This window comes from Pseudomonas sp. S5D5, from assembly GCF_003013355.1.
GTDB lineage: Bacteria > Pseudomonadota > Gammaproteobacteria > Pseudomonadales > Pseudomonadaceae > Aquipseudomonas > Aquipseudomonas aylmerensis.
The window spans coordinates 6,698,411-6,725,372 of record NZ_PTEO01000001.1 but is presented as its reverse complement, the minus strand read 5'-3'; the positions used below and the strand labels follow the sequence as shown (position 1 = coordinate 6,725,372).

Here is a 26,962-nt window from a genome sequence, read left to right as displayed (position 1 = left end):
TTTTCATGGACACCGCGACCAACGGCCAGCAACAGCTTCACCTCCTGTACCGCGATCATCACGGCTGGCTGCAAGGCTGGCTGCGCAAGCGCCTGGGCGATCGTGAACATGCCGCTGACGTGGCGCAGGACACCTTCCTGCGCCTGCTGGTCTCCGGGCGCTTCCCCGGTGACAAGGAAAGCCGCAGCTACCTGGCACAGATCGCGCGCAACCTGGTGATCGACCAATGGCGTCGCCTGCGCATCGAGCGCGCCTACCTGGAAAGCATTGCGCACTTGCCTGAGCCTGAGTCGCCGTCGCTGGAGACCCGCGCGCTGATCCTCGAAACGCTGATGCAGATCGACGCCATGCTCGACCGCATGCCCGATAATGTGCGCCGTGCATTCCTGCTGTCGCAGTTCGAAGGCTTGAGCTATGCGCAGATCGCCGAGCGCCTGGGCGTGACCGTCAGCTCGGTGCAGAAGTACATGACCCGCGCCATCGTCGCCTGCTACCAGGTGGCGTACGCAGAATGAGGCATGACGCGCCCATCGCCCCGGCCATTGTCGAGCAGGCCAGCGAATGGCTGATGCTGCAGTGGGGCGGTGAGCTGCAGGGCCGGCAGCACGAAGCGTTTGCCCAGTGGCAGGCCGCCGATCCGGAGCATCGCCGCGCCTGGCAACGCTTGCAGCACCTGCAGCAAACCCTCGGCGGCGTGCCGGTCGACAGCGCCCGCGCGGTGTTGCGCGACACCCCGGACACTCAGCGCCGCGCCGCGCTCAAGCTGCTCGGCCTGCTGCTGGTGGCCGGCGGCAGCGGCTACCTGGTGCAACGCAGCGAACCCTGGCAGGCCACCTTCGCCGACTACCGCACCCCCACCGGCGAGATTCGCCACGTTACCCTCAGCGACGGCACGCGCCTGGACCTGAACAGCGACAGCGCGGTGGACCTGCGTTTCAGCGCCAGCGAGCGGCGCATTCGCTTGATCCGTGGCGAGGTCCTGCTGACCAGCGGCCACGACCCGGTGCGCCCGCTGATCGTCGAAACGCCTGCCGGTGATGTGCAGGCGCTGGGCACTCGTTTCGCCGTGCGTGAACTGCCCGAGGGTAGCCGCGTCGACCTGTACGAAGGCCGCGTGCGAGTGACCCCGCGACATGGCCCGGCGGTGCAGATGAATGCCGGCGACAGCCTGTGGTTCGATGCGCGGCACAGTTCGGCGCTGCCGCCAGTGGGCGCCGCAGCCAGCAGTTGGACCGAGCATCGGCTGATCGCCGAGCGCCAGCCGTTGGACGAGTTCGTCGCGCAACTGAGCCGTTACCGCCCCGGCCTGTTGCGTTGTGACCAGGCGGTGTCGAGCCTGCTGCTCACCGGTGTCTTCCCCCTGAACGATACCGACGCAATCCTCGCGGCCCTGGAGCGTTCGCTGCCGGTGCAGGTACAGTCGGTGACGCGCTACTGGGTGACCATCAAGGCGCGGGCCTGAATATTTTTTCTTCAGCTCTTGTCGGTTTGCGCGATCCGTTCGGGATACCTCTTGAAAGCCAATCAAGAAGCGTTCTCACGGGGAGTCCTGCAATGCCGCACCACCCAATCCAACCCTTGGCCCGCGCCCTGCGCCGTGGCTTGTTTGTCAGCCTGCTGGCGACGGTGCCGATGCTGCCGATCCAGGTTCACGCCGAAGACACCACTGAGGCAACGCGCGCCTACAACATCCCGGCGGGCAGTCTCGATCAGGCCTTGAACCATTTCGCGAGTGCCTCGGGCATTTTGTTATCGGTCGACGCCACATTGACCGAGGGCAAACGCAGTGGCGGCCTGCAGGGGCGTTACGGCGTCGGGTCGGGCCTGGAGCGGTTGCTCGCGGGCAGCGGCCTGGTGGCGGTGCAGGCCCAGGGCGGGTGGTCGTTGCAGGCGATTTCCGGTGGCGGGCCGTTGCAGCTCGGTGCCGCCCAGATCAGCGGCCAGCAGGCCCAGGAAAGCGCCTGGGGACCGGTGGACGGCATCGTCGCCACGCGCAGCGCGTCCGGCAGCAAGACTGATTCGGCACTGGTGGAAATTCCCCAGACCATCAACGTGATCACCGCCGCCGAGATCAAGGCGCGCGGTGCCCAGAGTGTCACCCAGGCGTTGCTCTACACCCCAGGCATGACCGCCGGCGGCTTTGCTGACCGGGTCAAGTTGTTCGACGAGCCGACCTCGCGCGGCTTCACGCCAACGCCCTTGTACCTCGACGGTTTGCACCTGCCCTACGGCGGCGGCAGCACGGGTGGCGCGTTGCAGATCGAGCCCTACTCCCTGGAGCGCATCGAAGTGCTCAAGGGCCCGGCCTCGGTGCTGTATGGGCAGAACCAGCCTGGCGGTATCGTTAACATGGTCAGCAAGCGCCCCAGCGAAACCCCGGTGCACCAGGTGGTGCTGCAAGCCGGCACCTATGAGCACAAGAGCGCGGCCATCGACCTCAGCGGCCCGCTGGATGAGCAGGGGCAATTCCTCTACCGCCTTACCGGCCTGGCCAACGACGGGCAGGACGAGATCAATTACGTCGAAAACAAGCGCCAGTTCATCGCGCCCAGCCTCACTTGGCAGCCCAGCGACGACACCCGCGTGACGCTGTTCGCCCAGTATCAGAAAGACAAAGGCGTGCCCGAAGCCCAAGGCCTGCCGGCGTCCGGCACCTTGTGGGCGAACCCCAACGGCAAGATCAAGCGCGACTTGTTCCTCGGCGAGCCGGGCGTCAACCAGTACAACCGCGAGCAGTACGCGCTGGGCTACGAGATTTCCCATCGCCTCAACGAGACCTGGACCCTCAAGCAAAACGCGCGCTACGCCGAGGTGGATGACCGCTACACCGCGCCGTTGCACGGCTACCGTTTCGTCGCCAACCCGGCCACCGGCGTGCAGGACCAACGCTACCTGCAACGCTTCGGCGTGGACTGGGCGCAGAACAACAAAGTGTTTGGCGTGGACAGCATCGCCCAGGCCGAATTCGACACGGGCGCGTTGGCCCACACCCTGATCATCGGCCTGGATTACTACCACTCCGGTTCCCTGTTCCATGGCCGCTATGACCGCAATCCGCCGGTGATCGACCTGTTCAGGCCGGTCTACGGCCAACGCCTGGATTTCGGCCAGCCGTATCGTTGGGACCGCACCCTGAGCCAGACCGGGCTGTACGTGCAGGACCAGATCAAACTGGATAAGTGGGCCGTGGTGCTCGGCGGTCGCTATGACTGGGCCAGCGTGGTGAACAAGGAACCGCTGCAAGGCACACGTTTTGCCAGCAAGGACGAAGCCTTCACCGGCCGCGCGGGCCTGGTGTATCTGTTCGATAACGGCTTGGCGCCTTTTGTCAGCTACTCGGAGTCGTTCCTGCCGCTGACCGGTACCGACGCCCAGCGCAAACCGTTCGACCCCTCCACCGGCAAGCAATATGAAGTCGGCATGAAGTACCAGCCGCCGGGCCAGAAGAGTTTTGTGCAGGTGTCGGTGTATCAGCTGGACCAGGAAAACGTGATCACCACCAACCCCACCGAGACCTTCAGCACCCAGAGCGGCCCCATGCGCTCGCGCGGTGTGGAGCTGGAAGCCAAGGCGGCCCTCAGCGATGCCTGGGAAGTCATCGCCTCGGCCTCGCGCAACGACATCAAGTACACCAAGGATGAAGAAGGCCGTGAAGGCCGCCATCCTGCCGGGATCTCGCCGCTCACTGCCTCGATGTGGGTCAACTACACCGTGCTGGGCGATACGCCGCTGGCCGGCTTCGGCGCCGGACTGGGCGTTCGCTATGCGCGCCAAAGCCTGGGCGACTACTTCGAGGGCGCGTTCAGCGTGCCGTCGTACAGCGTCTACGACGCGAGCCTGAGTTACGACCTGGGCGCCTCACCGCTCAAGCTCAAGGGCGTGAAACTGGCGATGAACGTGCAGAACCTCACCAACAAGACGTATGTGTCGCAGTGCACCAGCGACCTGGATTGCTACTACGGAGCAGGGCGCACCGTGGTCTCAAGCCTGACGTATGACTGGTGACGGTGTTTCTACGTCCGCAATAACATGAACGTGACGTCATCTTCGGTTGCGACTCCGCCAAGGGTCTGCTTTGCGATGGCCTTGAGTTGGTTCTGGACCGAGAGCTCGGCCCAGAATCCATCGGTTGCCAAGATCCATGTTGTATCTGGGGCGATACGCAGGGATTGAATGTGAGGCTCATGGGCCCGTCGGTGGCTCATGCAGTTGAGCAGCGTTTTGCGCGCCGGGCTGTTGGCGATGAATGAATGGCTAAGATCACCTTTCCAATTGGGGCCGCAATGAGGAGGGCTCAGCCAGTTCATGCGTTGATCTGTCTCCCGGTAACCCAGGCAGCAGTCACCAGCGTGAATGGAGATGGCCGTTTGGCCAACCACCAGCAATACGAGGCAGCTGGTGGAGGCAAATGGAAAATCTGGGCATACATTTGAGTGCACTTCGTCCAGTGAAGTAAGTACCCGTTTCAGGGCTTGATCGGGACAAGACACCACAGAAGGCTGCGCGCCGCCAAAGCCCTCAAGCAGATGGTTGCTCAAGGCTCTCGCCAATTGCCCGCTGCCTGGTTTCGAGGTGCCGTCGGCAATCACGTAGAGGGATGCGCCTGAGTTCTGTGTGGAACCGCTGGCATCGCGATTTTCTGTTCTATGCGTTCCTTTGCGACTGAGGCTCGCCTGCAGGATCAAGCGGGCACTCCCAGTTTGATCAGTGCCTTCAGGCGTTCGTGAATCAACGCCTCACGGTCTTGATTTTGAGCGGTGCTTTGGATTACGTCGTGAAACGCGGATAACGACAGTAATGCGGTGAATTGTCCGCTGACGAACTGCCGCAGGTCGATGGGGGCACGCTTCACCTCTTCAATAAGTTCTTCCCAACCTCTTCAAGCATTTGCAGCATCATCGTTCTATTGGACGTCACAGGATCCACTCCCGCAGCATGGCATCGGCCACTTTGGCTTCGCGAGGGCCGCCGATGCGGATGGCGTCAACGAGGGCCAGGAAGTGATAAAGAAGCTCATCTTTCTTCACGGCGCCCGGAACGGTTTTATACAAAGGTTTGATTTCCTGACCTTTGTTTTTTCCGTATGCATCCGGCCAGACGGGGATAAGGTCACCGCCGCTCATCACTTTTCCCGCCAAGACCGGAGCGGCGAAGGCTGTGGGAATACCGCGAACGATAGGGCCTGGTTTAACCGGGAAAATATAGCGGATGCTGTACGTGACTAAATCAAGCAGTGCCTTGCTTCTTACCAGAGGAATTCCATCGGTGTGGCTCGTATAGATCAAGCCAATTTCCTTGCAACGATTCAGGGATGAGGAAACCTCTGTTTTGCTTAGGCCCAATGCGCAAGCCAGCGCTCTCACAGAGTAGGTTTGTGAGTTGCTTGCTTCAGAGTCGTCGTCGACTGCATCCCAGCCCCGCCAGTCATCAATTGGCGAAAGCTCGACAGTTTCGAAGTTTTGCACGTAATCCGGAAGGTTCTGAAACCCAAGGCTCGCGCTCTCTTTTTCGACAGAGAACACCCGTTTTTTTACGCGCTCCCCTTTGGCCTGTAGTTCCAGGCTGATCAGTTTGAACAGGATGACGATGTCTTGACTTTTCATGGGGCTCCAAAAGCGAGTGTCCTCTGTCCGCGGACAGAGGACACTTTCTTGCACAGTGTTGACACTCATGTCAACGGTTTTGCAAAAACACCACGTACCCCCGAAACCACTCACTCCCTTGCAAATACCCAGGCTCATCCCAGTCTCCACCCTGAATCAGCCCGATCTTGAACGGCAGCCCCAGCCGATTCATGCGGGGCAGGTATGCCGCGTAGTCCGGGATGCTCTGGCGCCCTTGATAGGTCTGCACTACGACCTCGTCCACCACGCCCTTGAGCTGGGCGATGGCGGCGGGGTCGGCGTTGCTGCTCCAGTCCATCAGGCCGGTGATGCTCAGGCGCAGGTCGGCCGGCAGGCGTTGGCGCAGGTCGCGCAGGAAGTCGGCGTATTCGTGCAGGTATTGGGTGCGGGCGTCGAAGTCGATCTGGATGCCGACCACCGGGTTGCCCGCGTCGCGCCAACGTTGCACCTGGCCCAGCAGTTGGGTGTAGACGCGCTCCGGCCAGTGCAGGGTATGGGCGCGATACACCACCCAGACTTCACCGCGGCTCAGGCGCGGCACGCTGATGCCCTGGGCGATCAGTTGCACACCGCGCTGCGGGGCGCGGCGTGTAGCGTTGATCTGGCCCTGGAGGATGTACAGGGTCTTGGCCTGCTTGAGCACCGGCTGCGGTGCGACGCCGCTCCACAGCCAGAAGGCGTCATAGTCACCCGCGTCGACGGCGCCGAAGGCCGGGCTTGCCAGCAACAGCAAGCCGAGCCACAGGTGCTTCACCAGTAGTACTGCAGCGACTTGCCCCACTGGGTGTCGGCAAATCCGCTCTTGAGCTGGCGGAACCAGGCCTTGCGCACGGCCGGCTCGACGTCCTGGCCGCCGCAGCTGTTGTAGCCGGCGGGCGCGTAGCAGTTGATGGCGCGGAACAGGGCGTAGGCCTTGTCATTCTTCGGCGCCTTGGGATTGCCGATGACGAGCTTGTAACCGTCCAGTCGCGAGAAGGTTTCACCCTTGAAGTCCGATGCAGTGCTGCCCAGGCTACCGGCGGCGCGCGCTTGCTCAAGCGGCATGCCGTCGAGGCCGTTACGCAGGATGAACTCACCGAAGCAGTTCAGGCCCTGAGGGTTTTTCGCGTCGGCTTGAAGCATCCCGGCGGTGTGCAAAATGCTCGGGCAGGCATAGCCGGATTCGGCTTTGTCGCCGTTCCATTGGAACAGTTTCAAGCTCTGGCTGGCGCTGTAGACGTAGCCCAGGCTGGTGCCCAGTTTGTCTTCCGGCGCCTGGGCGGGCAGTTGCTTGAAGTCCTCGGCGAAGGTCGCGAACTGGCCGTGCAGCAGGTCTTTGTAGAGCAGCACGAATTGCGCGGTCTGGCGCTCCAGCGGGTCGCTGGCCTGGGCAATTTGCTGGCGCAGCAACTCAGGCCCGGCGACGTTGCGCAGCAGGATGTAGCGCACCTGCTTGGCACTGATCGGCGAGTCGGCCGCAAACACCTTGGCCAACTGGCCGCTGCGCTCGTAGTTCATGGCCAGGGCCAGTTCCAACTGATCGCGTTGCAGTGGTTGCTTGGCCAGCGGCAGCAGTTGCAGCCAGAGCGCCTCGGCGCCTTTCCAGTCTTGCTGGGCTTCCAGCGCCAGGGCGCGCAGGGTCTGCTGGCTGAAGGCGAAGTAATCCAGGTTTGACGGCACGTCCCGGGGCAGGTGCTTCAAGGCATTTTCGGGTTGATGTTCCACGTACAAGGCGTACACCGCCTGCAGGTAGTCGAACAGGGCCGGCTCGTTGGCAAATGTGGCTTTCTGCTTGTCGAGGTCTTCGCGGCTCAAGCGCGGCGGGTTTTGGGTGCGCATCAGCATCAGGTCCCTGACCGCCTGCAGCATCGGGTCGCCGAGGCGACTGCTGCCTATCAGCAACTTGAGGTCGGCTTCCTCCACCAGCTCGTCCACCGACACATTGCGCTGGGCGTCGCTGGCGTCGGTGAGTTGCCAGGCAAAGTCGGCGGCGAGCTTGTCGTCATCGTTCGCCAGCCAATGCACCCGGCGCAGCAGGCCATGGGCAGAGGCCACATAAGCGCCCTGTGGATAAGTTTTCAGGTAGCCGAGGAAGCCCGCTTCGGCATCGCCCAGCGCGGACTTATCCACATGGTCGAGCTGCGGCATGTCGTATTGGTCGAACGCCTCGGCCTGCGCCTGATTGAGCGACGCGCGCGCGGTCATGTACAGCGCGGTTTCCTTGAGCCATGGCAGCTCGCTGCTGCTGGCGGCGGCAAAGCCCCGTTCGGCATCGCTGAAGCGTCCGCTGTAGAAGTCGGCGGCGGCCTGCAGGTAAGTGCGCAGCAGCTGTGCATTGGGTGACGAGGTTTGCTGCGCGTCGAGCACCTGGCCCTCCCAGGTGCAGGTGCCGAGCAACTGCAGGCGCGCCTTGATCAGCAGGTCGCGCTCGGCCGGCGGCATGTCGGCATTGATCACCTGGCTGATAAACGCGGTGGCGCTGTCCTCGTTGTTGCTGCGGCAACGGCTGCCTTCGCCGTTGAGGAAGGCGTCACCGGCGGGCGTGACGTCGCCGCGCGGGATGCCCAGGGGTTGCAGCAACGTCTCGAGTTCGGCTGTTCGCGAGTTGCCCGGCGAGTTGTCGGACGCTTCGTTCGCAGCGGGAACCGGTACGAGGCGGTATGCCGGGAACGGCACCGGGCCGAATCCCTGGGAGAGGTCGTCCTCGCTCAAGGCATTCGGCGCCAGGGGCGCGGCCTTTTTGTCGGCCAGCAGCAAGCGCAGGTTCACGCGACTGTCGTTGCCGGGGCTGAGAAAGGGCTGGTTGCTGCACGCATCGAGGCTGTCATGCGAGACCCGCCAGTCCGGGTAGCACGAGTCGTCGGAGCTGGCGAGTGCCGGCTGGGAAATACCGGCGAGCAGTGCCAGTGCCAGGGGTGACAGAAAACCGATGCGCATGACGTGTCCTTGATCCTGAGTCCTTGGAGGGCGCCAATAATAGCCTGTTCCTGCGGGTGCTTCGGTGAAGCCCTACACAAATTGCTGATTTGTCCGATTCCAGAAGCGAACCGGGGGCTTTTGTCCTAGAGTGGCGGTGTTCGCACTGAGGCAATCAGGGCAGTAGTAGGGAAATCGAGGTGCGTCGGTCTGTGGTAGAGCAAAACGAAAAGGTCGGGACGTTGCCCGCATTCAATCGACTCACGTGGGAAGGTGCCGGTTGGCTCAGCCGATTGTGGTGGGTGCCGATCCTGGCCCTGGCCGTGGGCCTGCGTTTTTATGGCCTGACCTCGGCGGCGATCTGGGGCGATGAAGGTTCCAGCCTGCTGCTCAGCGAGTACGCGGCGGCCGACCTGTGGTTTCACGCGGCCCACGATGTGCACCCGCCGCTGTACTTTTTCCTGCTGCGCGGCTGGATCGAACTGTTCGGTGACAGCATCCTGTCGATTCGCGGCATGAGTGCGATCCCCGGCGTGATCGCCGTGGGCCTGGGGATCTGGCTGACGCGGCAACTGTCCACCCGGCGTGCCGCGGTGCTGGCGGGGATCCTGCTGGCGCTGCTGCCCACGGCAGTGCGCTACAGCCAGGAAGTGCGCATGTATTCGTTGCTGGGTGTGTGGCTGCTGGCTGCCACGCTGGCGCTGGTGTACTGGGTGCGCCAACCCGAGCGCACGCGTTACCTGGCGGTGTATGTGCTGTTGATGACTGCCGGTTTCTACACCCATTACTTCACCGCACTGTGCGTGCTGGTGCATTGGGCCTACCTCGGTGTGCTGTGGCGCACGCAACCGCGCGGCCAGCGCCTGCTCGCGCGCCCGGCCTGGTGGGTGACCAACGCCGTGATTGTGTTGCTGTACCTGCCGTGGTTGCCGAACCTGTGGGATTTGGTCCAGCACGTCGACCAGCTCAAAGTCGGCGGTGATATTGGCTGGGAAGATCCGGTCAACCTGTTCTCCCTGCCGTCGATGATCTGGCAGTTCGTGCTTCAGGATGAAGGCGTCGGTTTCTGGCCCCTGCTGTTCTGGCTGTACCCGCTGCTGCTGGTTGCCGTGGTGGTGATCACCGCCGTGCGTGACCGTGAACGCTACCGCCCGGCCTGCCTGCTGGCGCTGTTTCTGCTGCTGCCGCTGTTGCTGGTGTATGGGGTGTCGTTCATCTCCCCGGTGTTTATCGAGCGCTATCTTACCGCCTATGCCCTGGCCTTGCCGATGCTCGTGGCGCTGGCCATCGACCGCCTGCCGGCACGTTTTTCACTGCTGGGGGCGGCGCTGTTCGTGCTGTTTGTCGGCGTGGAATTGGTGGGCCTGAAAAACAACTTCACGGTGGATGAGCACGACCAATTCAACGTGCCGGTGGAGTTCGTCAACCGCAACTACCAGGAAGGTGACCGCATCGTCCTCAGCGACATGATGTGGTACCTCAGCTACGTGTATTACGACCAGACCGACGCGCAATTGCAGCTCTACACCCCGCCCAAGCCCGACGGTACGCCCACCCGGCCGAACGCCTACGGCTTCGGCACGCTGGTGGACCAGGACGGCGGGCGCATCTACCTCGACCGTCTGTCGGCGCTGCCTGTCGAAAGCCGTCGCGTGTGGCTGATCAGCAGCAACGAGGCGCCGGATGACTTCGCCCCGCTGCCCGAGGGTTGGCGCGAGCTGAGTCGTCAGGACGGCGGCGGCGCGAGGGCGCGTCTGTTTGTGTTGTGCAACGTGCCGTCGGCGCAACCCGAAGGCTGCCGCTAGACTCGGTTAAACCCCTTCCAGCTGGAGCCCATCATGGAATCGCCCGTGCACAGCTTGCCGTCACTGTTCAAACAACTGGGGTTGCCGGATGACCCGGTGAGTATCGAGCAGTTTGTGGCGGTGCATTCGCCGCTCAAGCCGGATTTGAACCTGGCGGATGCGTTTTTCTGGTCAGAGAGTCAGCGCGCGTTTCTGCGCGAGGAGATTCTGGAGGATGCGGATTGGGCTGAAGTGGTGGATGAGTTGAACCTGATGTTGCGCGGTGGGCGAGGGAGCTAGGCGCCCTGTGCCTCAGTCGCTTTGAATCCATCACTGATCTGCACGTGGGAGCAAGCCCTCTCCCACAGAAGTGCTGCCAAGTAGCATTCCCCGCTGAAAATCCAGCGCCCGCGTCGAATCCCGCTTTACTTACCCCTGCGTGTCCACCACCCATCCGCCAAATTGTTTCAAAACTTGACGGCTCTGGATCCATCCACCATATTGATAGTTAGCAAACTAACTGTATGCGAATTATTCAGTGTCCCAGACCCTCGAACAACTCCAGATGAACCTCAGCAGCAGCATGGTGGTGGGCGCCCGCAACTGGCGCAAAATCTGCCAGACCACGCTGGTGAGCTATGGCATTTCCGAAGCTTGCGCCGTGCCGTTGTTGATGATCGGCCGCTTGGGCGACGGTGTGCATCAGGTCAAGGTGGCCCAGGCCTCCGGTATGGAAAGCCCGTCGCTGGTGCGCCTGCTCGACCAGTTGTGCAGCGGCGGCTATGTATGCCGCACCGAAGATGTCCACGACCGCCGGGCCAAGGCCTTGAGCCTCACCGAGCGTGGGCGCGAGCTGGTGCAAGCGGTTGAAGAACAACTGGTGCGCCTGCGCAAGGACGTGCTGGCGGACATCGCTGCGAACGACCTGGAAGCGGCCCTGCGGGTATTGCGTGCCTTTGAGGTGGCGACACTTTGAACGGATTTTTTACCGGTTTTCCACCGGCCCGCGACTGGTTCTACGGCGTGCGCACCTTTGCGGCGTCGATGATCGCCCTGTATATCGCCATGCTCATGCAGATGCCGCGCCCGTATTGGGCGATGGCCACGGTGTATATCGTCTCCAGCCCGTTTGTCGGGCCCACCAGCTCCAAGGCCCTGTACCGCGCCATCGGCACGTTCATGGGCGCGGCGGCGGCGGTGGTTTTTGTGCCGATGTTCGTGCAGTCGCCCTACGTGCTGGTGGTGGTGATCGCGCTGTGGACGGGGATTCTGCTGTTCCTCTCCATGCACCTGCGCACCGCCAACAACTACGCCTTGATGCTGGCTGGCTACACCTTGCCGCTGATCGCCCTGCCGGTGGTGGATAACCCGCTGGCCGTGTGGGATGTGGCCGAGGCGCGCACGGAAGAAATCTTCCTGGGCATCGCGGTCGCGGCGGTGGTCGGTGCGATGTTCTGGCCGCGTCGCCTGATGCCGGTGTTCGACGGCTCGGTGGCCAAGTGGTTTGCCGATGCGCAGGTCTACAGCCTGCGTTTCCTCAGCCGCAATGTGCAGCCGCAAGAGGTCAGCACCTTGCGTGGCGGCATGGTCGCCACCTTCAACACCCTGGAATTGATGATCGGCCAGTTGCCTCACGAAGGCGCGCGGCCGCAGACGGTGCGCAACACCAAGGAATTGCGCGGGCGCATGATCCACCTGTTGCCGGTGGTGGATGCCCTCGACGATGCCCTGTATGCCCTGGAGCATCGCGCGCCGGAGTTTCTCGAGCGCATCACGCCGATACTGGAAGCCTGCCGGCAATGGCTGGAAAGCACCACGCACGCTGCGCCGCTCGAAGCCTGGCGTGCCCTGCGTGACCAACTCGACGCCCTGCAACCCGAAAGCGAAGCCCTGGACGACCGCCACACGCTGCTGTTTTCCAATGCGCTGTATCGCCTCGGCGAATGGATCGACCTGTGGCAAGACTGCCGCAGCCTGCAAGCCGCCATCCAGTGCGAAAGCCAGGACACCTGGCGCGCGGTCTACCGCCACTGGCGCCTGGGCCGCCTCACGCCGTTTCTCGACCGTGGCCTGATGTTCTACTCGGCGTTTTCCACGGTCACCGCGATCATCGTCGCCTCGGTGCTGTGGATCCTGCTCGGCTGGACCGACGGCGGCAGTGCAGTGATCCTGGCCGCGGTGGCCTGCAGCTTTTTCGCCTCGATGGACGACCCGGCGCCGCAGATCTACCGGTTCTTTTTCTGGACTGCCATGTCGGTGCTGTTCGCCAGCCTGTACTTGTTCCTGGTGCTGCCCAACCTGCATGACTTCCCGATGCTGGTACTGGCGTTCGCGGTGCCGTTTATCTGCATCGGCACGCTCACCGTGCAGCCGCGTTTCTACCTCGGCATGCTGCTGACGCTGGTCAATACCTCGTCGTTCATCAGCATCCAGGGCGCCTACGACGCGGACTTCCTCAACTTCGCCAACGTCAACCTGGCCGGGCCCGTGGGCCTGCTGTTCGCGTTTGTGTGGACGCTGATCGCGCGGCCCTTCGGTGCCGAGCTGGCGGCCAAGCGCCTGACCCGTTTCAGCTGGCGCGACATCGTCAGCCTCACCGAGCCTGCGACCCTGGCCGAACACCGGCATATGGCCGTGCAGATGCTCGACCGCCTGATGCAGCACCTGCCGCGCCTGGCCCTGATCAATCAGGACACCGGCACCGCCCTGCGCGATTTGCGCGTGGCGCTCAACCTGCTCGATCTGCTGGCGTACTCGCCGCGCATCTACGGCGTGCCGCGCGTGCTGCTCAACCAGGTGGTGGAAGGCGTGGGCGGTTACTTCAAGGCCTGCCTCAAGGCGGGTGAACGCTTGCCCGCGCCCAGCGGTCTGCTGATGACCCTCGACCGCACCCGGCGCGCGCTCAACGGCCAGGGCCTGCAAGACGAAGACGACACCCGCCTGCACCTGCTGCATGCGCTGGCCGGCCTGCGCCTGTCGCTGCTGCCGGGGGTGGAATTTATTGGTGGCACGGAGATGGAAGCGCCGCTGCCTGATGGAGCGCCTTTATGATCGGTGATCTGGATATCAGCGGGGTGTTCCTGCCCACGCTGCTGGTGCTGATGGGCATTACGTACGTGTTGTTCCTGGTGGTGCACGGGCTGTTGACCCGCGTCCACTTCTATCGCCTGGTCTGGCACCGGGCATTGTTCAATGTGGGGCTCTACGCGCTGTTGCTGGGCGCGGTGGACTCACTCAGTCGATACCTGATGACATGAAAAAACCTTTTTTGACCATCGGCCGTGTAGTCCTCACGTTGTTGATCGTGACGTTTGCGGTTGTCGTTGTGTGGCGCATGGTCATGTACTACATGTTTGCACCCTGGACCCGTGACGGGCACATCCGTGCCGACATCGTGCAGATCGCCCCGGACGTCTCCGGGCTGATCCAGCAGGTAGAGGTGCGCGACAACCAACTGGTGACCAAGGGCCAGGTGCTGTTCGCCGTCGACCAGGACCGCTTCAAGCTGGCCCTGCGCCAAGCCCAGGCCGCCGTGGCCGACCGCCAGGAAACCCTGGCCCAGGCCCAGCGCGAGTACAAGCGTAACCGTGGCCTCGGCAACCTGGTGCCCAGCGAGCAACTGGAAGAAAGCCAATCGCGCGTGGCCCGTGCGCAATCGGCCCTGGCCGAAGCCCAGGTGACGGTGGATTCCGCCCAGCTCAACCTCGACCGCTCGGTGATCCGCAGCCCGGTGGACGGCTACGTCAACGACCGCGCGCCGCGTGCCCAGGAGTTCGTGACGGCCGGGCGCCCGGTGCTCTCGGTGGTGGACAGCAACTCGTTCCATATCGACGGCTACTTCGAGGAGACCAAGCTCGACGGCATCCACGTCGGCATGAGCGTGGACATCCGCGTGATCGGCGACAACGCGCGTCTGCGCGGCCATGTGCAAAGCATCGTCGCCGGTATCGAAGACCGTGACCGCACCAGCGGCTCCAACCTGCTGCCCAACGTCAACCCGGCGTTCAGCTGGGTGCGCCTGGCCCAGCGGATCCCGGTGCGCATTGCCTTTGACGATGTGCCGGCGGACTTTCGCATGATCGCCGGGCGTACGGCGACGGTGTCGATCATCGGTGACAAGGTCAAAGATGGAGACAAACCATGAAGCAGCTCCTGGCAACCGCTGCGTTGGGGTTGTTGCTGTCGGCCTGCCAGGTGGTAGGGCCGGATTACAAGCTGCCGGAAAAGTCCGCCGTCAACCGTGGCGACCTGCAAGGGCAGCTGGCGGGCGAGGGCAACAATGTGGTGTCGGCGCCAGTGCCGGCCGACTGGTGGAAGCTCTACAAGGACCCACGCCTGGATGAATTGGTGCGCCAGGCCATGGCCTCCAACACTGACCTGCGCGTGGCCGCCGCCAACCTGCAACGCGCGCGTTTCCAGACCCAGGAAGCCGAATCCGCCGGCGGTTGGAGTGCCGGTGCCAAGGCCGAGGCCCAGCGCCTGCAGGAGTCGGGTGAGGCCTATTTGCTGACGGAAAAAGTCCCGGTGGCCAACATCGGCAGCGCCAGCATCAGCACCTCGTACCAGTTCGATCTGTTCGGCACCCTGCAACGCGGTATCGAAAGCGCCCAGGCCAGCGCCGACGCCGCGCAAGCCGCCGCCGATATCGCCCGCATCACCTTGGTGGCCGATGTGGTGCGCTCCTATACCCAGGTCTGCGCGGCCAATGAAGAGCTGGCGATTGCCAACGAATCCCTCGACCTGCAAGGCCAGAGCACTAAGCTGACCCAGCGCCTGCGCGACGCCGGGCGTGGGGATGAAACCCAGGTAACCCGCTCGCAGACCCAATACAAATCCCTGCGTGCCGACATGCCGCGCTACGAAGCCGCGCGCCAGGCCGGGCTGTTCCGCCTGTCGATGCTGCTGGCCAAGCCGCTGGACCAACTGCCGGCAGGCACCGCCACCTGCGCCGAGCTGCCGCACATCGCCCAGTTGTTGCCGGTGGGCGACGGCGCGGCCCTGCTCAAGCGCCGTCCCGACGTGCGCCAGGCCGAGCGTCAACTCGCCGCCGCCACCGCGCGTATCGGCGTCGCGACCGGTGCGCTGTACCCGGACATCAGCATCGGCGCGACAGTGGGCACCGTCGGTATCCTCGACGACCTCGGTACTGCTCCCACCAACCGCTGGGGGTTTGGGCCGCTGATCAGCTGGTCGTTACCCACCAATGGCGCGCGTGCGCGCATCCACGAAGCCGAAGCCGCGACCCAGGGTGCCCTGGCCCACTTCGATGGCGTGGTGCTGAATGCCATCCGCGAGACCCAGACCGGCCTCGCGCAATACACCGCGCAGCTGCAACGGCGCGACGCGCTGGCCGAGGCCGGCGAGTCCGCGCGGGAAGCCGCCGACCAGACCCACCGCTTCTTCCAGGCCGGCCGCGCGTCGTTCCTGGCCGACCTGCAGGCCACCCGCACCTACACCGACGTCCGCGCGCAACTGGCCGCGGCCAACACCCAGGTTGCCATGAGCCAGATCGATCTGTTCCTGGCCCTGGGCGGTGGTTGGGAAAGCGGACGAACGCAAGCGTCACAGGGCAGCAAACCCTGAGCAGGTAGCTATGCTTTGTCAGGTGGATCGCCGTGACGATCCGCCTGACACTGCTCGCGTTTGCTCATGGGGATTCCAATAATGAAAAACCCTTATGCTCCCGCTTTCTGGTGCGTGTGCTTCGCACTGGTGTTGTTATCGGCTGCCTATTTCTACGGCGTCATGCTTGCCCATCAGATCGACAAGGCCATGGTGTTTCTCGACAGCGCGTGCCTGGTGATTGGCACGCTGTCCATCGGTGTCGTGGCGTGGGCCTCCTACCAAAATCAACGCGTGAAGAAAAAGCTCCTCGAACAAGGCAAGACCCGCGTGGCCATCTGGGACACCAAGGTCGCCCTGCGCCGGGTCGAAACCGTGTTCGACCGCTATTTCTGGGGCAGCTACTGGCAGCCTGGGCGCACCTTCCAGGAAGTCATGGGCGACCTCACTGGCACGCCCCTGGAAAAAAGCCTCGAAGTCCTGAAAAAACAATGTGTGGCCCTCGATCAGCAGGTCGCCGAAGGTAGGCATTGGCTGAATAACGCGCGGGAATTGTCCGATGTCGCCACGCAGATGGCCCGCGAGCGCTACCAACTGGACTTCTGCGACCCCAAGACCGACACCCCGGGCAATGCCGTCATACACCGCGAGTTTGAGGTGTTGGTGTACACCTGGACCGCGCGCCTGAAGAGTTTTGACCACCAGCTCGACGAGATCGAATTGGAGTACTCGTGAACCAACTGCACGCCTGACCCCTCTGAAAAGCTGGGCCGTCCGCGGCCGCCAGTGCTAATCTTCCCCCGCTTTCGGCGGGCTTGAGCCAACCCCTTTGGGGTTCAAGGAAGACAGCCCACTTCTCACAGGATTTGATCAGGTCACTTCATGAATAAGCCAGCAGTTGTTCTTTTGGGTTTCGTTGTCGCCGTTGGCGTCGTCAGTGCAGGCGGCGCCTGGTACACCGGTAAGCAGCTGGAGCCCGTGCTGCAAACGGCGGTGCAGGACGCCAACAAGGAACTGCAACGGTCCATGGCCGGCGTCGACGGCAGCGTCGCCCTGGAACTGGTCTCCCTGGACCGTGGCTTGTTCAGCAGCACCGCGCACTACCGCCTCAAGGCGCAAGGCTCGTTCTTCGGCGAGCAGAACCCCAATCCCGAACTGCTGTTTGTCGACCATATCGAACACGGCCCGCTGCCGTTCTCGCGCCTGGTGTCGCTGAAATGGCTGCCGGTCATGGCCACCAGTCACTACGAACTGGAAAAGAACGCCACCACCGAAAAATGGTTCGCTGCCGCCAAGGACGTGTCGCCGCTCAAGGGCGTAGCCAATATCGGCTACAACCGTTCGGTCAGCGGTAACCTCGAACTGCTGCCCCTGGAGTACAAGGACGAAACGTCCTCGGCAAGCTTCTCCGGCGCCAACCTGGACTTCGACAGCACCGCCGAAGGCAAGAAGGTCAAGGCCGATGGCTACATGAACAGCCTCAAGATCGCCGTGATCGATGCCAATGGCACGCCGTTCGACGCCGAGTTTGCCGGCCTGACCGTCGCCAGCAACCTGGAAAAATCCACCTTCGGCTTCTACACCGGGCAGAACACCGTTGAGCTGACCGACAGCAAGCTGACCTTCGGTCCGCAGAAGGCCGTGCTGACCCTCAAGGGCTTCGAGCAGAAAGATACCAGCGAAATCAAAGACAACAGCATGGATGGCCGCGTTGACTACAAGATCGACGAGATCGGCTACCAGGGCAAACCGGTTGGCTCCGCTGCCATGGCCGTGAGCCTGAAGAACATCGACGTGCCGTCGGGCCTGGTGCTGACCAAGCTGTACCAGGACAAGATGCAGCCGGTGCAAGCCGCCGCCGCTGCCGGTCAACCGGTGCCGGAGCTGCAACTGACCGAAGCCGAGCAAACCCTGGCCGAAGCCAACGTCAACCAGTTGCTGGCCGCCAAGCCGCACCTGGCGCTGGAAAACCTGTCGTTGAAAACCACCCACGGCGAAAGCAAGCTCAGCCTGGTCGTGGACCTGGCCAAGCCGGCCTCCATGGAACTGCCGCCGATCGAGCTGGGCAAGCAGATGGTGTCCCTGCTGGACGCCAACCTGACCCTGTCCAAGCCAATGATCGCCGACGTGGCCGCCCTGCAAGCGCAGGTAGGTGGTGTAACCGATCCTAAAGCCATCGAGCAGCAATCCCAGATGGCCAGCGAGATGGTCAGCGGCATGGCGGTCGGCACGCAACTGGCGACCCTGGTCGGCAGCGACGTGGTGTCCAAGCTGCACTACGCCAACAATGAAGTGACCTTCAACGGCCAGAAGATGACCGTTGAGCAGTTCATTGGCTTCGTGATGTCCAAAGTCGGTGCGGTGAGCGGCGCGCAGTAAGAATTTCGCCATCACCCCGAAATAAATAATGGGGGAGCGGGGTTGCCTGCGATAAGGGTCAAACGGTCGGCGCGTAGCCTCACCGTCACCCCCTCATCGCACGCAACCCCGCTCCCCCATTCGCTTTTCAGAATCTGCGGCAATTCTGAACAATTGTTCTGAAATGTCCATTTCGATACAAGCGTCGGGGATAGTTCCTACAGGAAAGCTAGGTCGGGTCACGAGACGCCGACACCCTGAGGCAAATTGCTCAGGACCACCTATCGTTACAGCTTTCCGTGTGTAAGGAAGCTCACGATATGTTGCGAAACCTACCACTCAGTGCCACAGGACGGTTGCGACTGCTCATCGGGGTCGCCTTGTGCAGCCAATTGCTGGTCCCCACCTTCGCCATGGCCGATGCGGCCTATGACGCCCTGATCATTCAGGCGCGCAACGGCAACTTCACACCCGCCCTCACGCAACTGCGCCAATGGCCCGCCGAGCGCCAGACGCCAGGCCAGATCAGTGACCATCTGGTGATCGCCGGCTGGGCCGGGCAGGACGCTGAAGTGCTGAAGGTGTACGAGGCCCAGGGCGCGAACCGCAACTTGACTTCCCAGGCGCTGGCCACCGTTGCGCGCACCTATCGCAACCAGAAGCAGTGGGCGCAGGCCGAGGCAGTCTATCGCCGCGCGCTGCTGCGTGAACCGAACAATGTCGACCTGCAACTGGGCCTTGCGCTCACCCAGGCCGACGGCGGCCAGGCCAACGAAGCCGTGCAGCGCACCCGCGCGCTGGTGGCGGCCAAGCCGGACGATCCCAACCGCCGCATGGCGCTGGGCTACGCACTGACCCGTGCCGGTCTCAATTACGACGCGCTGTTTGAATTCGACCAGGCGTTTATCCGCACTGGCGACAAGCCTGAAGTCGCTCGCGAGTACATCGTCGCGCTGCAAAAGGCGCGCTTGCCGGAAGCCGCGCTGCGCCTGTCGGCCAAGCGTCCGGGCCTGCTGGATGATGTCACTCAGCGCCGCCTGGAAGGCGACGTGGCGGCCGAGCGTGTGCGCATGGCCGAGTTCGCTACGCGCACTGAACAGGAACGCTATGTCATCGCCGACCGGGCGCTGCAGGACTACGACAAGCTGCTCGCTCGCTGGACCCCGGACCCCACTGCGCATGACGACGTCGTGCGCTGGCGCATCGACCGCCTCGGTGCACTTAAGGCCCGTGCGCGCATGGCGCAGGTCATCCGCGAATACGAAACCCTCAAGAGCGAAGGCGTGCAGTTGCCGACGTATGCCGTGCGCTGGGTCGCCGCCGCCTACCTCGACCAACGCGAGCCGGAAAAGGCCGAGCCACTCTATCGCCAGGCCATCACGGCGCCGGACGCCGACCCGGCGGACCATGTCGAAGACAGCACCGCGCTGTTCTATGCCTTGCTCGAGAGCGACAAGGTGATGGAAGCGCGCGAGGTCGCCAGCAACCTGGCCGACAGCCAGAACCCACGGGTGGAACTCAAAGGCCTGCCGATCGGCAACCCCAACGACAGCTGGATGGATGCGCAACAACTGTCGGCCCAGGCCGGCACTTACGGCGGCGACCTGCCAGGCAGTGAAGCCGGCCTCGAAGCGCTGGTGGCCAAGGCCCCGGGCAACGTCGGCTTGCGCCTGGCCCAGGCCGATATGTACCGCGCCCGTGAATGGCCGCGCCGGGCCGAGGGCAGCCTCAAGGAAACCGAAGCCCAGGCGCCGCGCGACATCGGCCTGGAAGTGAGCCAGGCCTACACCGCGATGGATCTGCAGGAATGGCGGCAAATGGACGCGCTGACCGACGACGTGCTCGGGCGCAACCCGGACAACCGCCAGGTGCAGCGCCTCAGCCGCCTGCGCGATGTACACGACATGGCCGAGCTGCGTGTCGAGGCCTACACCGGTAAAAGCTACGGCGGTGGCGGCAATGACGACGTGGGCGCGGTCGCGGGCAGCCGCGACTGGGGCATCGAAAGCGTGCTCTACAGCCCGCCCATCAATGAAGATTGGCGTGTGTTCGCCGGCGCCGGTTATGCCACCGCCGACTTCACCGAAGGCACCGGCCAGCACCGTTTCCAGCGGGTTGGCGTGGAGCGGCGCACCCGCGACATGACCCTGGAGGCTGAAGTCTCCAACCATTCCTACGGCTACGGCTCCAAGCAAGGCGCCGCGGTGTCGATCACCCGCGACATCAACGACAACTGGCAATACGGCGGCAGCCTCGGCTACCTGCTGGCCACCACGCCGTTGCGGGCGTTGAACGCCGACGTCACCGCCAACGGCGGCAGCGGCTTTATCCGCTGGCGCGCGAATGAAAGCCGCGAGTGGAAACTGTCCCTGAGCCCGTCCCACTTCAGCGACGGCAACAATCGGCTCGAAGCCTTGCTCACCGGCCGCGAGGGCATCTACAGCTCGCCCCATGTGCAAGTCGACCTGGGCCTGGAGGTCGGCGCCAGCCGCAACACCAAGGACGACACGGTGTACTTCAACCCCAAGTCGGACCTCAGCGTGTTGCCCAGCGTCACCGTCAATCATGTGCTCTATCACCGCTACGAGACCCAGTGGAGTCAGCAGTTCCAGGTCGGTGCGGGTACCTATAGCCAGCGCGACTACTCCACCGGCGGGGTCGGCCTGATCGGCTACGGCCAACGCATCCGCTGGAATGACGTGCTGGAAGCCGGCGCCAACCTGAGCTTGATCAGCCGACCTTATGACGGCGATCGCGAACGCGATCTGCGCCTGCTCGTCGACCTCACTTACCGTTTCTAGAAGAGCCTGACCATGACCGTCCTCAGCCGTTGCTTGTTGGTCCTGGGTGTATTGCTGGCCAGTGCCTGCGCCCAGCAACCCGCGCCTTACACCCCACCCGCCGAGCGGCCGACGCCGCCCAATGAGGCGCCGTGGCCGAAGAACCATTTCCTCGGCATCGCCTACCACGATGTCGAGGATCGCGACCCGGACCAGGCGGTGGTGGCGGTGCGCACCGAGCGGTTGATCGACCAATTGGCCTGGCTGCGCGAGAACGGCTACCAGCCGGTCAGCGTCGACCAGATCCTGGCTGCACGCAGCGGTGGGCGCGAGCTACCGCCCAAGGCCATCCTGCTCAGCTTCGACGACGGTTATTCGAGTTTCTACACCCGCGTGATGCCGATCCTGCGGGCCTATCATTGGCCGGCGATCCTGGCCCCGGTGGGCTATTGGATCGACACGCCGCTGAACAAACCGGTGGACTTCGCCGGCACGCCCCGCGCGCGCTCGGATTTCCTCACCTGGCAGCAGGTGAAGGAGATTTCCCAGTCGGGCCTGGTCGAAATCGCCGCGCATACCGACGCCAGCCACACCGGCATCCTGGCCAACCCCCAGGGCAACCTGGAGCCCGCCGCCGCCACACGGCGCTACGATGCCGCTACCGGCAAGTACGAAACCGACGCGCAGTTCCAGGCGCGGATGCGTGCCGACGTGACGGCCATCTCCAACAAGCTGCGCGCCGTCACCGGCAAGGCGCCGCGCGTGTGGGTGTGGCCTTATGGCGCCGCCGATGGCACGTCCCTGGCCGTTGTGGGCGAGCAGGGCTACCAGATGGCCCTGACCCTGGACGACGGCCTCGACGACCTCGCCAACCTCAAGAGCAGCCCGCGCTTTCTGGTGGCGTCCGACCCGGACGGCGAGCACTACGCCAACGCGATTGTCGGCACTGAGACCAAGGCCTCGATGCGCGTGCTGCATGTCGACCTCGACAACGTCTACGACCCTGACCCGGCCCAGGAGGCGCGCAACCTCGACCAGTTGGTGCAGCGCGTGGTGGACATGGGCGTGAGCACCGTGTTCCTGCAAGCATTCGCCGACCCCAAGGGCGACGGCCTGGTGCATTCGCTGTACTTTCCCAACCGCCACCTGCCGGTGCGCCGCGACCTGTTCAACCGCGTGACCTGGCAACTGCGTACCCGTGGTCATGTGGCGATTTTCGCGTGGATGCCGGTGCTCAGTTTTGCCCTCGACCCGGCGTTGCCGCGCGTCACACGGTGGGACCCGAAGACCGGCCAGCTCGGCCTTGATCCGGACCAGTACAAGCGCCTGTCGCCGTTCGACCCGAAAGTGCGTCAGCAGATCGGCGAGATCTACGAAGACCTGGCGCGCAACACCGCTGTCGACGGCGTGCTGTTCCACGACGATGCGATCCTCTCGGACTTCGAAGACGCGAGCCCGGCGGCGCTCAAGGCCTACGCCGCCAACGGCCTGCCCGACAGCATCGCCGCCCTGCGCGCCGACCCGGCCGTGATGCAGCGCTGGACACGCTTCAAGAGTCGCTACCTGATCGACTTCACCCAGGAGCTGACTGCCAAGGTCCGCGCCATCCGTGGGCCGCAGGTGCAGACCGCGCGCAATATCTTCGCCGAGCCGATGCTCAACCCCGGCAGCGAAGCCTGGTTCGCGCAGAACCTCGATGACTTCCTCCAGACCTACGACTGGACCGCGCCCATGGCCATGCCGCTGATGGAAGGCGAAACGCTGAAGAACTCCAATGCCTGGTTGGAAAAATTGGTCGCCACGGTCAAGGCGCGCCCCGGTGCGCTGCAACGGACCGTATTCGAACTGCAAGCCAAGGATTGGCGCACCCAGGCCGCGCCCGATATCGACGGGGCGCAGATGGCACAGTGGATGGGTGTACTCAAACGCCAGGGGGTCACGAGTTTTGGTTATTACCCGGACAACTTCCTGGAAAACTCGCCGGATCTGAAGACAGTGCGTCCGGCCCTTTCCAACCAATGGAACCCTTGACCATGTTCGACAGAATCCTGGCGTTATTCGTGCTGGCACTGGTGTTGGGTGTGCCCCTGGGCCTGATCTTCCTGGTCACCGGGCAGTTCCTGATGGACTTCGTGTTTTTCTACCCGCTGTTCATGTCGGCGCTGTGGATCGCCGGCGGGCTGTATTTCTGGTTGCACTGGGAGCGCCACTGGCCGTGGGAAGAAGACACCCCGGCGCCGGTGCTGGCCGGCAACCCGCTGATCTCGATCATCATCCCTTGCTACAACGAGGGCGATAACGTCGCCGACACCATGGAGGCCGCGCTGGCCCAGGTGTACCCGAATATCGAGGTGATTGCGGTCAACGACGGTTCCTCCGACAACACCGCCGCAGTACTGGATGCCCTGGCCTTGCAGCAGCCACGCCTGCGCGTATTGCACCTGGCGCAGAACCAGGGCAAGGCGGTGGCGTTGCGCATGGGCGCGGTGGCCGCGCGCAGCGAATACCTGGTGTGCATCGATGGCGACGCGTTGCTGGATAAGAATGCGGCGGCCTACATGGTTGCGCCGATGCTCGACAACCCGCGCCTGGGCGCCGTCACCGGCAACCCACGGATTCGCACGCGCTCGACGCTGATCGGGCGGGTGCAGGTGGGCGAGTTCTCGTCGATCATCGGCTTGATCAAGCGCACCCAGCGGGTGTTCGGGCGGATCTTCACGGTGTCGGGTGTGGTGGTGGCGTTTCGCAAGAAAGCGCTGGACCGCATCGACTACTGGAGCACCGACATGATCACCGAGGACATCGACGTCAGTTGGAAGCTGCAGCTCGATCACTGGAGCATCTTCTACGAGCCGCGTGCACTGTGCTGGATCCTCATGCCGGAAACCGTCGGCGGCCTGTGGAAGCAGCGCCTGCGCTGGGCCCAGGGCGGCGCCGAGGTGCTGTTCAAGAATATCCGTGGCATCTGGCAGTGGCGCCATCGCTACCTGTGGCCGTTGCTGTTCGAGTACTGCCTGTCCACCGGATGGGCCTTCACCTTCCTGCTGTCGGTGATCTTCTGGGGCGTGGGTAAATTCATCCCGCTGCCACAGGCAATTACCGTGGACTCCCTGGTGCCGCCGGCGTTTACCGGGCTGGTGCTGGCGATGGTGTGCCTGGTGCAGTTTGCGGTGAGCATCCTGATTGACCGGCGCTACGAGAAAGACCTGTGGAAAACCCTGTTCTGGACCGTGTGGTACCCGATGGTGTTCTGGCTGGTCAGCCTGTTCACCACCTTGGTCAGTTTCCCCAAGGTGCTGTTCAACCAGCACCAGAAGCGCGCCCGCTGGGTCAGCCCGGATCGCGGTATCAAACCCCTTGAAGAGGAGGCGTGAGCATGAAACTGGTCAGAACCCGCCAACGCTCCGTGATGTGGATCATCGATGTGCTGTTGACCCTGATGGCCTGGGCCGGTTTGATCTGGCTACTGGCTCGCGGGATTACCTCGATGCTCGACACCCACGGCGGTCCACGTATCGAGGCGCCGATTTTTGCGGCGCTCAACACCCTGCAGGTTTACCTGTGGATTGCCTTGTTCAACGCCGTGATCCTGATCAGCTGGGCGCGCTACCAGCAACGCCGGGGCCGCAAGTTCGCCCAGCGTCGCGCCGAGGCCAAGGCCCTCACCGACCAGAACCTGAGCGACAGCTTCAGCCTCGGCGAGGGTGACCTGGAGCAACTGCGCCGGCCTGGCGTGCTGGTGATCCACAATGACGACGACGGCGGTGTGGCGGAGGTCAAATCCCATGTCTCGCGGGATGTGGAAAAGCCGGGGCTGACCCTGGTGCCTGGCCAGGATCGCAACAAGGACGCCAGCTAGGATTTACGCTGGAGAGTGTTCCCGCGCAATGTGGGAACACTCTTGGGTAATACCGATAAGTGGGATCCAATTCACAAAAACGCCGCGAACTTTTCTGCCTTTTCCGGTACTAACTTATCTCGGCAAGAACTTGATGGCTAACTAATGGCAACTTTCAAGTTCTCCGACGAATCGCCATCAAAACTATTGCCGCTTGTCGGAATAATACTGCCAGTCACAGGCTGTATTTCTTTTTGATGATTTTTAGTTGTTATTAATCAATAGGTTAAGTGAGTAACTAGTACGGCTGTGCAACTAATCCAGTTTCTTGGGTTGGCGCAAGTTCGATGTTAGTTTGCCGCCCCTTGATTTTCGACGGATCGAACATGTTTTTGTTATCGCCACGGACTCGGTATTTGCTGTGCACTTTCCTGCTCGCTTATTTGAGTATGAACAGTGCCATGGCCGCCCCTACGCCAGGGGATCAGGACCTGATTCGCGACCGCCAGAACCGCCTTCTCGAAGAGCAGCGCCGGCGCCTGGAAGAACTCCAGGACCTGCCCGGCAAAGACACCAAGGCCCAGGCACCGGCCACGCCCGTCGATACCCGCTGCTTCCCGATCCAGGACATCGAACTCAAGGGCGCCGACAGCCTGTCCGCCGCCGACCGCACGCGTCTGCTCAAGCCCTATATCGGCCAGTGCCTGGGCGTGGCACAGCTCAATGAACTGCTCAAGGTCATCACCGACTATTACATCGCCAAGGGCCGGGTCACCAGCCGCGCCTACCTGCCGCAACAAGACCTCTCCAGCGGTCACCTCCAGGTGCTGGTGGTGGAAGGCAAGCTCGAAGGCCTGAAGGGCGCCGAGGGCAGCAGCGTGACCGACCGTGAATTGGCCATGGCGTTTCCCGGCAAGGTCGGCGAGGCGCTCAACCTGCGCGAAGTCGAGCAACTGGTGGACCAGCTCAGCCGCTTGCCGTCCAAGCAGGCGCAGATGGAATTGATCCCCGGCAGCCAGGTCGGCGGCAGCGAAGTGGTGGTGAAAAACCAGCCGCAAAAGCCCTGGCGCGCCAGCCTGTCGCGCAACAATGACGGGCAGAAAAGCACCGGCGAACAGCAATGGGGCGCGGGCCTGGAGTGGGACAGCCCGCTGGGCCTGGCTGACCAGTTGATAGTGCGCGGCGGCCACGACGCGATCAGCGACCACCAGAAAACCTCGAAAAGCAGCATGCTCTACTACAACCTGCCGTGGGGCTGGTGGAACTTCAGCTACAGCTACAGTGAAAGCGACTACCGCACGCCAGGTGACCTCCAGGGCTACAAATACAAGCAGACGGGCGACAGCCAGAACCACCAGCTGCGCGCCGAGCGCGTAGTGCATCGCGATGACGTGAGCAAGACTTCGGTCAACGTCGGCCTCACTCATTTGCGCACCAACAACTACATCAACGACGAGCGCCTGGGCGTCAGCAGCAACCGCCTCAGTGAGTTCCAGGTCGGCCTCAGCCACGGGCGGCGGATCGCCAGTGCCTTCGTCAACCTGGACGTTGGCATGCAAAACGGCATCGGCGCCTTCGATGCCCAGCGCGACGAACAGCGTCGCGACGGCTTCGGCAACCTCACGCCCACCCCCCGCTATCGTAAATACACGGCCACCGCCAGCTACCTGCAGCCGTTCACGCTGTGGGGCGAGTCGTTCAGTTTCACCAGCCTGGCCACCGGGCAGCGCAGTGAAGATGTGTTGTATCCGTCGCAACGCATGAGCCTGGGCGGTTCCTACTCGGTGCGTGGATTCAAGGACCAGCAACTGAACGGTGACAGCGGCGGCTACTGGCGCAACGACCTGCGCTGGACCCGTCCGGTCACGGTCGGCTGGCTGCGCCCGGCCTTGCTCGAATACGGCGCTGGCGTCGGTTACGACCAGGGCGTGATTCGCAATGACCGTTACAACGACACCCAGCATGGCCGGGTGTCGAGCAACTCCGTTGAGTTGTTCGCGCGGGGCAAATACGTCAGCACCAGTGTGACGTTTGCCCATTCCCTGGAGCGACCTGGCGTGGTGACCGAGCGCGAAGCGCCGATCTACTTCCGCCTGGATTTCTTCCTGTAATTCAACGCCG

At 63.2% G+C, this 26,962-nt stretch carries 21 protein-coding genes; 17 read left to right on the top strand and 4 right to left on the bottom strand.

Annotated features, from left to right (window positions below):
• Nucleotides 1–5: 5 nt before the first annotated feature.
• The 3 genes from C9990_RS30730 to C9990_RS30720 all read left to right on the top strand — a co-directional run bounded on the left by C9990_RS30730 (nucleotide 6) and on the right by C9990_RS30720 (nucleotide 4,005).
• On the top strand, nucleotides 6–515 hold the full coding sequence (locus tag C9990_RS30730) for a sigma-70 family RNA polymerase sigma factor (RefSeq protein ID WP_065899507.1): 510 nt from the start codon (nucleotides 6–8) through the stop codon (nucleotides 513–515).
• On the top strand, nucleotides 512–1,462 hold the full coding sequence (locus tag C9990_RS30725) for a FecR domain-containing protein (RefSeq protein ID WP_106805507.1): 951 nt from the start codon (nucleotides 512–514) through the stop codon (nucleotides 1,460–1,462). The genes C9990_RS30730 and C9990_RS30725 overlap by 4 nt, the downstream gene beginning before the upstream one ends.
• Nucleotides 1,463–1,554: 92 nt before the next feature.
• A complete protein-coding gene (locus C9990_RS30720) occupies nucleotides 1,555–4,005 on the top strand; it encodes a TonB-dependent siderophore receptor (protein ID WP_106805506.1) in 2,451 nt (816 codons plus the stop codon).
• A gap of 8 nt (nucleotides 4,006–4,013) precedes the next feature.
• Here the strand turns inward: C9990_RS30720 and C9990_RS30715 are convergent, their stop codons facing one another.
• The 4 genes from C9990_RS30715 to C9990_RS30695 all read right to left on the bottom strand — a co-directional run bounded on the left by C9990_RS30715 (nucleotide 4,014) and on the right by C9990_RS30695 (nucleotide 8,540).
• Complete coding sequence (locus tag C9990_RS30715; protein WP_106805505.1) at nucleotides 4,014–4,685, bottom strand: PP2C family serine/threonine-protein phosphatase; 672 nt, start codon at nucleotides 4,683–4,685, stop codon at nucleotides 4,014–4,016.
• 228 nt (nucleotides 4,686–4,913) lie between these two features.
• Nucleotides 4,914–5,603: a hypothetical protein gene (locus C9990_RS30705; protein WP_106805504.1), complete on the bottom strand. Its 690-nt coding sequence runs from the start codon at nucleotides 5,601–5,603 to the stop codon at nucleotides 4,914–4,916.
• Nucleotides 5,604–5,673: 70 nt separating this feature from the next.
• Complete coding sequence (locus C9990_RS30700) at nucleotides 5,674–6,378, bottom strand: DUF3142 domain-containing protein (RefSeq protein ID WP_106805503.1); 705 nt, start codon at nucleotides 6,376–6,378, stop codon at nucleotides 5,674–5,676.
• Complete coding sequence (locus C9990_RS30695; RefSeq protein ID WP_106805502.1) at nucleotides 6,375–8,540, bottom strand: outer membrane assembly lipoprotein YfiO; 2,166 nt, start codon at nucleotides 8,538–8,540, stop codon at nucleotides 6,375–6,377. Before C9990_RS30695 ends, C9990_RS30700 begins: the two co-directional genes overlap by 4 nt.
• A gap of 179 nt (nucleotides 8,541–8,719) precedes the next feature.
• On the opposite strand from C9990_RS30695, the gene C9990_RS30690 reads away from it, so the two are divergent.
• The 14 genes from C9990_RS30690 (at nucleotide 8,720) to C9990_RS30625 (ending at nucleotide 26,952) form a co-directional block, all read left to right on the top strand.
• Nucleotides 8,720–10,324 carry a glycosyltransferase family 39 protein gene (locus C9990_RS30690; protein WP_106805501.1) on the top strand — a complete coding sequence of 535 codons (1,605 nt, stop codon included), beginning with the start codon at nucleotides 8,720–8,722 and terminating at the stop codon, nucleotides 10,322–10,324.
• A gap of 33 nt (nucleotides 10,325–10,357) precedes the next feature.
• The gene (locus tag C9990_RS30685; RefSeq protein ID WP_106805500.1) at nucleotides 10,358–10,603 is read left to right on the top strand and encodes a DUF2789 domain-containing protein; all 246 of its coding nucleotides are present in this window, start codon (nucleotides 10,358–10,360) and stop codon (nucleotides 10,601–10,603) included.
• A gap of 265 nt (nucleotides 10,604–10,868) precedes the next feature.
• Nucleotides 10,869–11,279 carry a MarR family winged helix-turn-helix transcriptional regulator gene (locus C9990_RS30680; RefSeq protein ID WP_106805736.1) on the top strand — a complete coding sequence of 137 codons (411 nt, stop codon included), beginning with the start codon at nucleotides 10,869–10,871 and terminating at the stop codon, nucleotides 11,277–11,279.
• On the top strand, nucleotides 11,276–13,354 hold the full coding sequence (locus tag C9990_RS30675) for an FUSC family protein (RefSeq protein WP_106805499.1): 2,079 nt from the start codon (nucleotides 11,276–11,278) through the stop codon (nucleotides 13,352–13,354). Before C9990_RS30680 ends, C9990_RS30675 begins: the two co-directional genes overlap by 4 nt.
• Nucleotides 13,351–13,560, top strand: coding sequence for a DUF1656 domain-containing protein (locus C9990_RS30670; RefSeq protein ID WP_012721577.1), 210 nt, complete (start codon nucleotides 13,351–13,353; stop codon nucleotides 13,558–13,560). Before C9990_RS30675 ends, C9990_RS30670 begins: the two co-directional genes overlap by 4 nt.
• Nucleotides 13,557–14,447 (top strand): efflux RND transporter periplasmic adaptor subunit, encoded by an 891-nt coding sequence (locus C9990_RS30665; RefSeq protein WP_065899516.1) that lies wholly within the window; start codon nucleotides 13,557–13,559, stop codon nucleotides 14,445–14,447. Before C9990_RS30670 ends, C9990_RS30665 begins: the two co-directional genes overlap by 4 nt.
• Nucleotides 14,444–15,886, top strand: coding sequence for an efflux transporter outer membrane subunit (locus C9990_RS30660; protein WP_065899517.1), 1,443 nt, complete (start codon nucleotides 14,444–14,446; stop codon nucleotides 15,884–15,886). Before C9990_RS30665 ends, C9990_RS30660 begins: the two co-directional genes overlap by 4 nt.
• Before the next feature lie 81 nt (nucleotides 15,887–15,967).
• Complete coding sequence (locus tag C9990_RS30655; protein ID WP_065899518.1) at nucleotides 15,968–16,600, top strand: NADH:ubiquinone oxidoreductase subunit N; 633 nt, start codon at nucleotides 15,968–15,970, stop codon at nucleotides 16,598–16,600.
• A gap of 147 nt (nucleotides 16,601–16,747) precedes the next feature.
• Entirely contained in the window at nucleotides 16,748–18,244 is a 1,497-nt protein-coding gene (locus C9990_RS30650; protein ID WP_065899519.1) for a YdgA family protein, read from the top strand.
• A 299-nt stretch (nucleotides 18,245–18,543) separates the two neighbouring features.
• A complete protein-coding gene (gene pgaA, locus C9990_RS30645; RefSeq protein ID WP_106805498.1) occupies nucleotides 18,544–21,024 on the top strand; it encodes a poly-beta-1,6 N-acetyl-D-glucosamine export porin PgaA in 2,481 nt (826 codons plus the stop codon).
• A 12-nt stretch (nucleotides 21,025–21,036) separates the two neighbouring features.
• The gene (gene pgaB / locus C9990_RS30640; protein ID WP_106805497.1) at nucleotides 21,037–23,034 is read left to right on the top strand and encodes a poly-beta-1,6-N-acetyl-D-glucosamine N-deacetylase PgaB; all 1,998 of its coding nucleotides are present in this window, start codon (nucleotides 21,037–21,039) and stop codon (nucleotides 23,032–23,034) included.
• 2 nt (nucleotides 23,035–23,036) lie between these two features.
• Nucleotides 23,037–24,377, top strand: a complete 1,341-nt coding sequence (pgaC, locus tag C9990_RS30635) for a poly-beta-1,6-N-acetyl-D-glucosamine synthase (protein ID WP_106805496.1) — start codon at nucleotides 23,037–23,039, stop codon at nucleotides 24,375–24,377.
• A gap of 2 nt (nucleotides 24,378–24,379) precedes the next feature.
• Nucleotides 24,380–24,862, top strand: a complete 483-nt coding sequence (gene pgaD, locus C9990_RS30630; RefSeq protein WP_065899523.1) for a poly-beta-1,6-N-acetyl-D-glucosamine biosynthesis protein PgaD — start codon at nucleotides 24,380–24,382, stop codon at nucleotides 24,860–24,862.
• A 365-nt stretch (nucleotides 24,863–25,227) separates the two neighbouring features.
• Complete coding sequence (locus tag C9990_RS30625; RefSeq protein WP_106805495.1) at nucleotides 25,228–26,952, top strand: ShlB/FhaC/HecB family hemolysin secretion/activation protein; 1,725 nt, start codon at nucleotides 25,228–25,230, stop codon at nucleotides 26,950–26,952.
• The last annotated feature ends 10 nt before the right edge of the window (nucleotides 26,953–26,962 follow it).

Bases quoted from the DNA above. Each gene is read 5' to 3' on its own strand.
- pgaD (WP_065899523.1), top strand. From the start codon at position 24,380: ATGAAACTGGTCAGAACCCGCCAACGCTCCGTGATGTGGATCATCGAT.
- C9990_RS30660 (WP_065899517.1), top strand. From the start codon at position 14,444: ATGAAGCAGCTCCTGGCAACCGCTGCGTTGGGGTTGTTGCTGTCGGCC.
- pgaC (WP_106805496.1), top strand. From the start codon at position 23,037: ATGTTCGACAGAATCCTGGCGTTATTCGTGCTGGCACTGGTGTTGGGT.
- C9990_RS30655 (WP_065899518.1), top strand. From the start codon at position 15,968: ATGAAAAACCCTTATGCTCCCGCTTTCTGGTGCGTGTGCTTCGCACTG.
- C9990_RS30705 (WP_106805504.1), bottom strand. From the start codon at position 5,603: ATGAAAAGTCAAGACATCGTCATCCTGTTCAAACTGATCAGCCTGGAA.
- C9990_RS30670 (WP_012721577.1), top strand. From the start codon at position 13,351: ATGATCGGTGATCTGGATATCAGCGGGGTGTTCCTGCCCACGCTGCTG.
- pgaB (WP_106805497.1), top strand. From the start codon at position 21,037: ATGACCGTCCTCAGCCGTTGCTTGTTGGTCCTGGGTGTATTGCTGGCC.
- C9990_RS30725 (WP_106805507.1), top strand. From the start codon at position 512: ATGAGGCATGACGCGCCCATCGCCCCGGCCATTGTCGAGCAGGCCAGC.
- C9990_RS30730 (WP_065899507.1), top strand. From the start codon at position 6: ATGGACACCGCGACCAACGGCCAGCAACAGCTTCACCTCCTGTACCGC.
- C9990_RS30625 (WP_106805495.1), top strand. From the start codon at position 25,228: ATGTTTTTGTTATCGCCACGGACTCGGTATTTGCTGTGCACTTTCCTG.
- C9990_RS30680 (WP_106805736.1), top strand. From the start codon at position 10,869: ATGAACCTCAGCAGCAGCATGGTGGTGGGCGCCCGCAACTGGCGCAAA.
- C9990_RS30720 (WP_106805506.1), top strand. From the start codon at position 1,555: ATGCCGCACCACCCAATCCAACCCTTGGCCCGCGCCCTGCGCCGTGGC.
- C9990_RS30695 (WP_106805502.1), bottom strand. From the start codon at position 8,540: ATGCGCATCGGTTTTCTGTCACCCCTGGCACTGGCACTGCTCGCCGGT.
- C9990_RS30685 (WP_106805500.1), top strand. From the start codon at position 10,358: ATGGAATCGCCCGTGCACAGCTTGCCGTCACTGTTCAAACAACTGGGG.
- C9990_RS30650 (WP_065899519.1), top strand. From the start codon at position 16,748: ATGAATAAGCCAGCAGTTGTTCTTTTGGGTTTCGTTGTCGCCGTTGGC.
- C9990_RS30665 (WP_065899516.1), top strand. From the start codon at position 13,557: ATGAAAAAACCTTTTTTGACCATCGGCCGTGTAGTCCTCACGTTGTTG.
- pgaA (WP_106805498.1), top strand. From the start codon at position 18,544: ATGTTGCGAAACCTACCACTCAGTGCCACAGGACGGTTGCGACTGCTC.